Raw genomic sequence first — 8,137 nt, 5'->3', positions numbered from 1 at the left:
CGAGGCAGCGGGCGAGGCAGGCGCGGCCGGCGCATCCGGCACGAAGCGCAAGAAGAAGCCGGCCGCCGACAAGCCCGTGAAGACCGTCGACAAGCTCGCGAAGCTCGGCCTCACGCGCTCGATCGATCTCGTGCTGCATTTGCCGATGCGCTACGAGGACGAAACCACGCTCACGCCGATCGGCGAGCTGCTGCCGGGCGGCATCGCGCAGACGGAAGGGGTCGTGTTCGACAACGAGGTCGCGTATCGCCCGCGCCGCCAGCTCGTCGTGAAGATCCAGGACGACGACGGCGAGCAGCTCGTGCTGCGCTTCCTCAATTTCTACGGCTCGCAGGTCAAGCAGATGGCCGTCGGCCAGCGGCTGCGCGTGCGCGGCGACGTGCGCGGCGGCTTTTTCGGGATGGAGATGGTGCATCCGGCCGTGCGCGTCGTCGAAGCCGATGCGCCGCTGCCGCAGGTGCTCACGCCCGTCTATCCGAGCACGGCCGGCGTGTCGCAGGCGTACCTGCGCAAGGCGATCGAGAACGCGGTGGAGCGCACGCCGCTGCCCGAGTTGCTGCCGCCCGAGATCCAGCGCGACTACCTGAAGCCGCTCGACGTGCCGACGCTCGAGCAGGCGGTGCGCATCCTGCACCACCCGCGTGTCGATTCCGACGAAGCCGCGCTGATGGACGGCTCGCATCCGGCGTGGACGCGCATCAAGTTCGAGGAGCTGCTCGCGCAGCAGCTGTCGCTCAAGCGCGCACACGAGGAGCGCCGCACGCGCGCGGCGCCCGCGATGCCGCGCCGCACCGCGAGCGATGCCGATGCGCTGACGACCCGGCTCTATGCCGCGCTGCCGTTCACGCTGACGGGCGCGCAGGCGCGCGTCGTCGACGAGATCGCGCGCGACCTCACGCTCGCGCACCCGATGCAGCGCCTGCTGCAGGGCGACGTCGGCAGCGGCAAGACGGTGGTCGCGGCGCTGGCCGCCACGCAGGCGATCGACGCCGGCTACCAGGCCGCGCTGATGGCGCCCACCGAAATCCTCGCGGAGCAGCACGCGCGCAAGCTGCGCGCGTGGCTCGAGCCGCTCGGCGTCACGGTTGCGTGGCTCGCGGGCAGCCTGAAGGCGAAGGAGAAGCGCGCGGCGATCGAGGCGGCCGCGCTCGGCACCGCGCAGCTCGTGATCGGCACGCACGCGATCATCCAGGACACGGTCGAATTCGCCCGGCTCGGCCTCGTGATCGTCGACGAGCAGCACCGCTTCGGCGTCGAGCAGCGGCTCGCGCTGCGGGCGAAGGCCGCGAACGCGGCCAACGGCGCGCGCGACTTCCAGCCGCACCAGTTGATGATGTCGGCCACGCCGATTCCGCGCACGCTCGCGATGACGTATTACGCGGATCTCGAGGTCTCGACGATCGACGAGCTGCCGCCGGGCCGCACGCCGGTGCTGACGCGCCTCGTCGGCGATGCGCGGCGCGAGGAGGTGATCGCCCGCGTGCGCGAGGCCGCGCTGACCGGGCGCCAGGTGTACTGGGTGTGCCCGCTGATCGAGGAGAGCGAGACGCTGCAGCTGCAGACGGCCGTCGAGACTTACGAGACGCTGGCCGCCGCGCTCCCGGAGCTGAAGGTCGGGCTCGTGCACGGCCGGCTGTCGCCGGCCGACAAGGCGGCCGTGATGGAAGCATTCACGCGCAACGAAGTGCAGCTGCTCGTCGCGACGACCGTGATCGAGGTCGGCGTCGACGTGCCGAACGCGTCGCTGATGGTGATCGAGCACGCGGAGCGCTTCGGCCTCGCGCAGCTGCACCAGTTGCGCGGCCGGGTCGGGCGCGGCACCGCGGCGTCGGTGTGCGTGCTGCTGTACACAGGACCGCTGTCGCTCACCGGCCGCGAGCGGCTGAAGACGATGCGCGAGACGACCGACGGCTTCGAGATCGCGCGGCGCGACCTCGAGATCCGCGGCCCCGGCGAATTCCTCGGCGCCCGCCAGTCGGGCGCGGCGATGCTGCGCTTCGCGAACCTGGAGACCGACGGCTGGCTGATCGATCCGGCTCGTGAAGCCGCGACGCGGCTGATTGCCGCGTATCCCGAAATCGTCACGCAGCATCTCGCGCGCTGGCTCGGCGCGCGGGAGCAGTATCTGAAAGCCTGATCCGCGGGCTGGGGCCGGATCCGGAATCGCCATTCGACGCATTCCGATGCAGAGAAACTTGGCGAACCGGTGTCACAGGGTGTATAAATTAAACCTATCGCCTGTATATCTCTGATTGACCCACAATGACGCTGACTGAATTGAAATACATCGTCGCGGTCGCGCGCGAACGGCATTTCGGCCGTGCGGCCGAAGCCTGCTTCGTGAGCCAGCCGACGCTGTCGGTGGCGATCAAGAAGCTCGAAGACGAGCTGAACGTGCAGATTTTCGAGCGCGGCGCGAGCGAAGTGAGCGTGACGCCGATCGGTGACCAGATCGTCACGCAGGCGCAGCGCGTACTCGAGCAGACTTTCGCGATCAAGGAGATCGCGAAGCAGGGCAAGGATCCGCTGGTCGGCCCGTTCCGCCTTGGCGTAATCTACACGATCGGGCCGTACCTGCTGCCGACGCTCGTCAAGCAGATGATCCAGCGTGTCCCGCAGATGCCGCTGATGCTGCAGGAAAACTACACGCTCAAGCTGCTCGAACTGCTGAAGCAGGGCGAGATCGACGCCGCGATCATGGCGCTGCCGTTTCCGGAAACCGGCCTGATGGTGCGCCCGCTGTACGACGAACCGTTCGTCGTCGCGCTGCCGGCCGGCCATCCGTGGGAGAAGCGCGAAGAGATCGACGCCGAGGACCTGAAGCAGGAAACCATGCTGCTGCTCGGCAACGGTCACTGCTTCCGCGATCACGTGCTCGGCGTGTGCCCGGAGCTGATGCGCTTCTCGCAGACGGCCGACGGCATCCAGAAGACCTTCGAGGGCTCGTCGCTCGAGACGATCCGCCACATGGTCGCGAGCGGCGTCGGCATCACGGTGCTGCCGCGAATGTCGGTTGCCGAGATCGGCCCGCGCGCGAACGGCCCCGATGCCGAACTGCTGTCGTACGTGCCGTTCAACGAGCCGGTGCCCGACCGCCGCGTGGTGCTCGTGTGGCGCAAGAGCTTCACGCGGATGCCCGCGATCGACGCGATCAGCGACGCGATTTCCGCCTGCGAGCTGCCGGGTGTCGCGAAGCTCGACATGCCGGCGACGATGAACTGAGCACGCTGCGGCATGCGCGTGCGGCAGCCCGATGAGCGGGGTCTTACGACCCCGTTTATTTTTCTCTATCGCATAGATGAAATTAATTAAATTCAAGTAATCGATAGACGCATATAGAATCCTCTCCATGGATCGGTGTCTTGTCGACGACCGGTCTGCACGCTGAGTGCAAGCGTCAAAGGAGGATGTCATGATGCGGTCGGTATTGCAGCACGCGCAGCGGAACATCCCGCCGCGCGACGCGGTCGTACATCGCGCCAGGGCGGCGGTTCGCAGCCTGCGTCCGATTGCGTTCGCGTACCTCGCGGATCGTGTGTATGGCGGTTGAACGCCGCCGCGCGCCGGTTCAGTGTTCCCCCGATTCACCCGCCATCAAGCCATGAGGGAGCATCGCATGTCCGAAAGCTGGAATTCCGCCCGCGGCGTCGTCACGACGCCTGCCGGCAGCCGGTTCCCCGAGCGTCCCGCCCGCGGCGCGTCGCGGCGGGAACGCGCGTAACAGGTCCCGCGCGACATCCCGTAGTACGACAGGAGAATCAACCTGTTCCGTTTCCCATCCCCGCAATGACACTCCACCAACCGCACCCGGCATGCTGCCGGAGCGAACCGGTGGAGTCATACGAGCAAGCCAAGGAGAAATCGCATGTCGAACGAAACGAAGTGCCCGTTCAACCACACCGCTGGTGGCGGCACGACGAACAAGGACTGGTGGCCGAATCAGCTCAACCTGAACATCCTGCACCGCCATTCGGCGCTGTCCGATCCGATGGACAAGGATTTCGACTACGCGGAAGCGTTCAGCAAGCTGGACCTCGCGGCGGTGAAGAAGGACCTGCACGCCCTGATGACGATGTCGCAGGACTGGTGGCCGGCCGACTTCGGCCACTATGGCGGCCTGTTCATCCGCATGGCCTGGCACAGCGCCGGCACGTACCGCACGGCCGACGGCCGCGGCGGCGCGGGCGGCGGGCAGCAGCGCTTCGCGCCGCTCAACAGCTGGCCGGACAACGTCAGCCTCGACAAGGCACGCCGGCTGCTGTGGCCGATCAAGCAGAAGTACGGCCGCAACATCTCGTGGGCCGACCTGCTGATCCTGACCGGCAACGTCGCGCTCGAATCGATGGGCTTCAAGACTTTCGGCTATGCCGGCGGCCGTGTCGATACGTGGGAACCGGACGACGTCTACTGGGGCTCGGAAAAGATCTGGCTGGAACTGAGCGGCGGCCCGAACAGCCGCTACTCGGGCAAGCGTGAGCTCGAAAGCCCGCTCGCTGCCGTGCAGATGGGCCTCATCTACGTGAACCCGGAAGGCCCGGACGGCAACCCCGACCCGGTCGCCGCCGCGCATGACATCCGCGAGACGTTCGCGCGGATGGCGATGAACGACGAAGAGACGGTCGCGCTGATCGCGGGCGGCCACACGTTCGGCAAGACGCACGGTGCCGGTCCGGCGTCGAACGTCGGCCCCGAGCCGGAAGCCGCGGGCCTCGAGGAGCAGGGTCTCGGCTGGAAGAGCACGTTCGGCACGGGCAAGGGCAAGGATGCGATCACGAGCGGCCTCGAAGTCACGTGGACGTCGACGCCGACGAAGTGGAGCAACGACTTCTTCAAGCACCTGTTCAGCTACGAGTGGGAGCTCACGAAGAGCCCGGCCGGTGCGCACCAGTGGGTCGCGAAGGACGCCGGCGAAGTGATTCCCGATGCGTTCGACGCGTCGAAGAAGCATCGCCCGACGATGCTGACGACCGACCTGTCGCTGCGTTTCGACCCGGCCTACGAAAAGATCTCGCGCCGTTTCTACGAGAACCCGGCCGAGTTCGCCGATGCGTTTGCGCGTGCCTGGTTCAAGCTCACGCACCGCGACATGGGCCCGCGCTCCCGTTATCTCGGCCCGGAAGTGCCGGCGGAACACCTGCTGTGGCAGGACCCGATCCCGGCAGTCGATCACCCGCTGATCGACGACGCCGACGTTGCCGCGCTGAAGGCGAAGGTGCTGGCGACGGGCCTGTCGGTGTCGCAGCTCGTGTCGACGGCATGGGCGTCGGCCGCGACGTTCCGCGGATCGGACAAGCGCGGCGGCGCGAACGGTGCGCGCATCCGCCTGGCGCCGCAGAAGGACTGGGAAGTGAACCGTCCGGCTGAACTCGCGAAGGTGCTCGCGACGCTCGAAGGCGTGCAGAAGGCGTTCAACGATGCGCAGACGGGCGGCAAGAAGGTGTCGCTCGCCGACCTGATCGTGCTGGCCGGTGCGGCCGGCGTCGAGCAGGCCGCGAAGAACGCGGGCGTCGCGGTGACGGTGCCGTTCGCGCCGGGCCGTGCGGATGCATCGCAGGAAGAGACCGATATCGAAGCGATGGCCGTGCTCGAGCCGGTGGCTGACGGGTTCCGCAACTACCTGAAGAGCGCGTTCAAGACGCCGGCCGAGGCGCTGCTGGTCGACAAGGCGCAACTGCTGACGCTGAGCGCGCCCGAGATGACGGTGCTCGTCGGTGGCCTGCGCGTGCTCGGTGCGAACGCCGGCGAGGCGAAGCACGGCGTGTTCACCGATCGTCCGGAAGCGCTGACGAACGACTTCTTCGTGAACCTGCTCGACATGGGCACGGAATGGAAGCCGGTGTCGGCCGCGAACGACGTGTTCGAAGGGCGCGATCGCGCGACGGGCAAGGTGAAGTGGACCGGTACGCGCGTCGACCTGATCTTCGGCTCGCATGCGCAGCTGCGTGCGCTGGCCGAGGTGTACGGCAGCGCGGATGCGAAGGAGAAGTTCGCGCGCGACTTCGTCGCGGCCTGGAACAAGGTGATGAACCTCGACCGCTTCGACCTCGCGTGAGCATTGCCGTGCAGTAGCACGGTGAGGCAGTAACGGGAAACGGCCGGTCGTCCGGTCGGCCGTTTCGTCCCGATCCTGGATTTCATTGAAGGAGTGACGATCATGACGCAAATGATGCTGAACATGCGCGCCGCACTGGCGGCACCGAAGGTGCGGGCGCCGGCCGAGATCGCGCGGTACGTAGTCGGATTCGCGATCGTCGTCGGCGGTGCGGCCGAACTGGTGTCGCAGGCGCTGCACGCGATCGCCGCCGCCTGAGCGCGGCGGAGCGCACGCCACGCTGCAGTGGCGAGCCATACGGGTGGTGCGGTGTCGGCATGCAGGGCAACAGATTCGCGTGAATTGCTCCGGTTCGTTGAGTGAGGAGTCCGCAACATGTCCACGAAGAACCACGATCTATCCAGATCTACCCGGTTGAGGGTGCCCTGACGATATTGCTTGCGCCATCCGGACGCCACATTGGCGTTGATGTCGTGCCGGCGCGCAACAATCGACACCGACATGCCGGGCGCCAACGTCTCCCTGATCACATCCTGCTTGAATGCCTGCGCGTACGTCCGATGGGATGGGTACGAGTCCCTGCGCTCGACATGGCTGACTGGTTACCGACCGACGCGTTGACGCCGGGAAGGGCCCGCAACGCCGGCGGTTCCGAGGTGCATCCGCTCGACGTGCCGCCTGGTTCGTCGATCGGTCGGCGATTTTGCCGCGACGGTGATTCTCAAGCGGCGCCGGCAACGCAGCGGTTTCGCGGACGCCGGCGATCGTCATCCCCGCGCGCACGACGCTGCGTGACAAGGCCGAGCCGTCAGCAAGCGGTGTCGGATATATTCGGCAGGTTCTCCATCATCCAGGTAGCCATTCAATGGAATCACGACGCAAGGCAGTGGGCGTGGTCGCGCCTGCGGGTGTGCCCGATCCGGAAGGCATCGCGCGTGGCATTGCGCTCGTCGAAAGTTGGGGCTTCGAGGTCAGGGCCGGCGCGCATCTCGGCAGCCGGTACCGCTATTTCGCCGGTACCGCCGAGGAACGCGCGGACGACCTGCGGCGCACCCTGATGGATCCGTCGATCGAGATCGTGTGGCTCGCGCGGGGGGGATTCGGTTGCGCGCATTTGCTTGAGCACTTGCCCGACGAGATCGCAACGCCAAAGACGATCATCGGCTTTTCCGACGCAACGTCACTGTTCTGCGCACTCGCGGATCGGCCCGGCGTGCGTTTGCTGCATGGCCCGACATTTCACAGTCTGGCGACCAAGGTCGACGACGCGACGCGCGCCGACATTCGCGCTGTGCTGACCGGCGACGAACGCGCCGCGCTGAGTCTGCGGCATTTGTCCGGCGCCCCTGGTGCCGTGCGGGGACGTTTGTGCGGCGGCAACGTGACGGTACTCGCGAGCGTCGCGGGTACGCGCTGGTCGCTTCGCTCACGCGACGCGATCGTACTGCTGGAGGACGTGACGGAGTTGGGCTACCGGCTCGACCGCAGCCTGACGCAACTGCGTCTGAGCGGCGCGTTCGACGGAGCCCGTGCGTTCGTGCTCGGGCAATTCACGCGCTGCCCGATCCCGGACGGCGCGGATTTCACGCTCGAGCAGATGCTTGTCGACGTGCTGGGCGGCTTCGGCCTGCCGATCTACTCGGGTCTGCCGATCGGACATGAACACCGCAACATCACCTGGCAATACGGCAGCCAGGCTGCCATCGAGAACGGCGCGATCCGGTTCGGCGCGTAGCGTCGAATCCGGAAGGACAGGAACGCGTACCTTCGGCGATTTCGCGAAACTGTCGTCGGTGCCGGAAGCGAAGGGCGTGGCGGCGGCGGAAGACATGATCCGCCCGCTCGTCGAAGGGCACGAGGCCGTCGTGCGAACCGCGCGCGCGAATCTTCCCGATCGCCGACGCGGCGAGCGACGAGCCGACCGCCGACCTGCTGACGCAGCGCCTGCAGACGCATGAAAAAACCGCGTGGATGCTGCGCTCGCTGCTCGCGTAAGTACGGTGCGGCCGGGGAGGGCGCGCTGACTCGCCCGATCCGGAGTGATCGAATCCGTCCCTTGATTGGCGCAAATCGTGGCCCGGCCCT

At 67.0% G+C, this 8,137-nt stretch carries 5 protein-coding genes and 2 pseudogenes; 6 read left to right on the top strand and 1 reads right to left on the bottom strand.

Annotated features, from left to right (window positions below; genetic code table 11):
* The 4 genes from recG to DPV74_RS36560 form a co-directional block, all read left to right on the top strand.
* On the top strand, positions 1-2,137 hold a 2,137-nt coding region (gene recG / locus DPV74_RS36575; protein WP_240440087.1), incomplete at its 5' end, for an ATP-dependent DNA helicase RecG.
* Positions 2,138-2,262: 125 nt separating this feature from the next.
* A complete protein-coding gene (locus DPV74_RS36570) occupies positions 2,263-3,222 on the top strand; it encodes a hydrogen peroxide-inducible genes activator (protein ID WP_060084059.1) in 960 nt (319 codons plus the stop codon).
* A 643-nt stretch (positions 3,223-3,865) separates the two neighbouring features.
* The gene (katG, locus tag DPV74_RS36565; protein ID WP_060193627.1) at positions 3,866-6,052 is read left to right on the top strand and encodes a catalase/peroxidase HPI; all 2,187 of its coding nucleotides are present in this window, start codon (positions 3,866-3,868) and stop codon (positions 6,050-6,052) included.
* A gap of 102 nt (positions 6,053-6,154) precedes the next feature.
* The gene (locus DPV74_RS36560) at positions 6,155-6,310 is read left to right on the top strand and encodes a hypothetical protein (RefSeq protein ID WP_021163864.1); all 156 of its coding nucleotides are present in this window, start codon (positions 6,155-6,157) and stop codon (positions 6,308-6,310) included.
* Positions 6,311-6,477: 167 nt separating this feature from the next.
* Here the strand turns inward: DPV74_RS36560 and DPV74_RS36555 are convergent.
* A pseudogene (locus DPV74_RS36555) lies at positions 6,478-6,600 on the bottom strand (transposase); the annotation flags it as partial.
* A gap of 338 nt (positions 6,601-6,938) precedes the next feature.
* Between DPV74_RS36555 and DPV74_RS36550 the strand changes: the two are divergent.
* Positions 6,939-7,787 carry an LD-carboxypeptidase gene (locus DPV74_RS36550; protein WP_308357118.1) on the top strand — a complete coding sequence of 283 codons (849 nt, stop codon included), beginning with the start codon at positions 6,939-6,941 and terminating at the stop codon, positions 7,785-7,787.
* Positions 7,788-7,815: 28 nt separating this feature from the next.
* Positions 7,816-8,047: pseudogene (locus DPV74_RS36545) on the top strand (Dps family protein); the annotation flags it as partial.
* Positions 8,048-8,137 lie beyond the last annotated feature (90 nt).

This window comes from Burkholderia sp. HAN2018, assembly GCF_024704855.1.
GTDB lineage: Bacteria > Pseudomonadota > Gammaproteobacteria > Burkholderiales > Burkholderiaceae > Burkholderia > Burkholderia cepacia.
Note: the sequence above shows the minus strand (reverse complement) of the source record. Positions and strands in the feature narration are given on the sequence as shown.